This is a genomic window from Caenispirillum salinarum AK4 (assembly GCF_000315795.1).
Classification (GTDB): Bacteria; Pseudomonadota; Alphaproteobacteria; order Rhodospirillales; family Rhodospirillaceae; genus Caenispirillum; species Caenispirillum salinarum.
This window is the reverse complement of the sequence record NZ_ANHY01000028.1, coordinates 1-3341: the sequence shown is the minus strand read 5'-3', so window position 1 is coordinate 3341 and position 3341 is coordinate 1. Positions and strand designations below refer to the sequence as shown.

The 3341-nt window shown below is 69.1% G+C and carries 1 protein-coding gene; it reads right to left on the bottom strand.

What is annotated here, in order from left to right:
• Positions 1–3286, bottom strand: a 3286-nt coding sequence (locus C882_RS23625; protein WP_236262729.1) for a PAS domain S-box protein, incomplete at its 3' end; no start/stop codon positions are given.
• Positions 3287–3341: the final 55 nt, after the last annotated feature.

The following is a 3341-nucleotide window of genomic DNA, read 5'->3' as shown; positions in this document are numbered from 1 at the left end:
GCGGCGCGGTGTCGGCGGCTGGCGGAGGCTCCGCCGCGGCAAGGTCGAAGCGGAAGGTCGAACCCTCGTCCGGCGCCGTCTCGACCGTCAGCCCGCCGCCATGGCGCTCCACCACCTTGCGGCACACGGCGAGGCCGATGCCGGTGCCGCCATAGGTGTCGTGGGTATGCAGGCGCTGGAAGGGCTGAAAGATGCGCTCCGTGTAGGCCGGGTCCATCCCGATGCCGTTATCGGCGATGAAAAAGGTCCATCGGGCGGTGTCCGCCGCGTGCGCCTCTGCCCCCAGGCGGATGACGGGACGGCGGTCGGCTGCCCGGTACTTCACCGCGTTGCCGATCAGGTTCTGGAACAGACTGGTCAATTGCGCGGCGTCGGCCATCACCCAGGGCAGCGGCCCGTCGACGGTCACCTCGGCGGACGCCTCGGCGATGGCGATGGACAGGTTGTCCAGCGCCGCCCGTGCGCTGGCATCGGCATCCACCGGCCGCAGCGTCTCGCCCCTTGTGGAGACGCGGGAGTAGGTCAGCAGGTCGCGGATCATGCCGGTCATGCGGAGCGCGCCGCCCAGGGCTTCCTCGACGTAGTGCAGGGCGCCCGCGTCCATGGCCGGGCCGTGGCGGCGCTTGAGCAGGCTCAGATAGCTGGTGACGCCCCGCAGCGGCTCCTGGAGGTCGTGGGAGGCGGCATAGGCGAACTGTTCCAGCTCCTCGTTGGAACGTTGCAGTTCCTTGCGCCAGAGCAGGCGGTCGCTGACGTCGCGGAAGCTGACGATGGCACCGACCAGTTCGCCCTCGTGAATCATGGGGGCGGCGGACAGTTCCACGGGCAGAGGCGAGCCGTCTGCACGCCAAAGCACCTCTTCCACCAGTTCATGACGGCAGCGGTCCTGCATGGACTGCACGACCGGACAGTCGCCAAGCGGATACGGCGCGCCGTCGGCCCGGCTGTGATGGGTCGTGGCGTGGGCGTCGGCGCCGATCAGCTGCTGTTCGTCGAAGCCGAGGAGGCGGCGGCAGGCGCGATTGACGAAGGTCACCCGGCCGTTCGGATCGACGCCGTAGAGCCCTTCGGCCGTGCTGTCGAGGATCAACTGGTTGTGCAGGGTCTGGCGTTCCAGCATTTCCTGCGTGAGGATCTCCTTCGTCAGGTCCACGTGCGCGCCGATCAGCCGCACGGCGCGCCCCTCGGCGTTGAAGACCGCCTTGGCGCGGGTGCGGATATGGACGATGGAGCCGTTCTTGTGGCGGAAGCGCTGAACCAGGTCGAACTGCGGGATCTGGCCGCTGACGTAGTCCTTTACCGCTTGCAGGGCGGCCTCGGCGTCTTCAGGGTCAATGACGCCTCGCCAGGCGTCCATGGTGTTCTCGAACTCGTCGGGCAGGTAGCCCAACTGGCGTTTCCAGCCCTCCGAGAACCAGACCTTGTCGGTTTCCAGGTCCAGGTCCCAGACACCGATCCGCCCCGCCTCCAGCGCAAGGTTGAGCAGCCGGCGGTTCTCTTCCAACTGCTCTTCCAGCGCCTTCTGCCGGGTGATGTCGAGGATGATCCCGTTGAACAGCGCACCGCCGTCGGCGCTTTCCGTCGGGCGAGCGATGCCGCGCCACCACAGAAGCCGGCCGTCGGGGCGGATCATGCGGCCCTCGAAGGTCCAGTCGGACCCGAAGGCGACGGCCTCCAGCACCGACCGTTCCCAGCGCGGCACGTCCTCGGGATGGATGACGAAGCGGGTCCAGTCCTCTTCCAGATCCTTGTGATGGATGCCGAGGATTTCCTTGGAGCGGGGGCTGACATACCGGAAGCCGCGCGCATCGCCCGGCCCTTCGATCCACTGATAAATCACGCCCGGCACGTTGGCGGTCATGGACCGCAGCATGGTTTCGCTTTCTTCCAGCCGCCGCTCGATGGCGCGGTGGACGGTGATGTCCTCGATGAACGCGAACGATCCGCGCAGGGCGCCCGATCCGTCCTCGTAGAGCGATGTCGCGTTGAAGCGCGTGAGGATCGTCCCGCCGTCGGCGCGGCGCAGCCGCACCTCGTAGGTACGGTGGCGGGTGTGGGGGGCGGTGGCGACTCGTTCGCGGAGGAAGGCCTCGTCCTCGGGCTCCACGAAGTCGAACAGCGGGCGGCCCAGCATCTCGTCCCGCGGATAGCCGAGCATGGCGCACAGGCTGTCGTTGACGTCGATGGTTTCGGCGCTGGCCGGGGCTACATACCAGAAGCCCTGCGTGGTGGCGTCGATGACCATGCGGTGCCGCGCCTGGCTCTCGGCCAGGGCGCCTTCGGCGGCGCGGCGGGCGCTGACGTCGTGGATGATGGACAGCAGAAGGTCGCGGCCGTCGATGCGCACCGGACCCGACAGCACCTCGACATCGACGATCATGCCGTCGACGCGGCGGTGACGGAAGTCGAAGCGCCGCCGCCGGCCGGTGCGGGCATCCTCCACCGCGCGGGCCAGAGCCGCGCCAGGGGTGGCGTTGATTTCGCCGATGGGCTTGCCGCGCAGGTCCTCCTGGGTCCAGCCATAGAAGTCCTGTGCCGCCTGGTTGCCCTCGACGACGCGCCCCTCCGCCGGATCGACCAGCAGCATGACGGCGGCATTGCCCTCGAACAGCTCGCGGTAGCGCTCGCGCGAGCGGCGCAGTTCCGCAGCCGTAAGTCGAGCGCGGATGAACAGCAGCAGGGCCAGGAGGAAGCTCAGCCCCCCGAACGCGAGCACCCCCTGCGCCATGGTCCGGAACCGCGCCAGATTCTCGCCCTGCGCGGAAATGGCACCGGCGGCGCGCGCGGCGGCGCCATGGGCAGCCTGCCGCGTCGGGCGTGGTCCGGCAAGAAGATCGCCGTGCGCGGCGTCCAACGCCGCCCGCGCAGCCCCGTCAAGCGGACTGCCGGTAAGGGCCGCCTGCGCCACCATGGGGGCGAGGATATCCTCGAGGGCCTCCAGCCGGTCCTCCACCGTCGCCAGAGCCGCCTGGTTGAGCACCGGCGTCATTTCCTTGGCAATTCCACGCACGGTGCCGATCCGAGCGTGGAGGAAGTCCGCCTTGAGGGCGGCATCCGTCAGGTGCGCAGGCGCGCCGGTGGCGGCGGCCAGCGCCACCGTGCGCTCCAGGTCGAGGTATTCGCGGTCAAGTTTCGCCATTTCCCGCGCCAGCAGTTCGGTCCGGCGGGGCAGGCCGCGCTCGATGTCGGTCAGCGCGACGGTGGCGTAGGTGACGACGCCCACCAGCAGCGCCGTCACGGACAGCACCGCAAGAACCAGCATCACGATGGGCGTCAGGCGTCGCATGGTCACGGACTGGCGGGCTCCGGCTCGATGGCCTCGACCATCCACACCCAGCGGG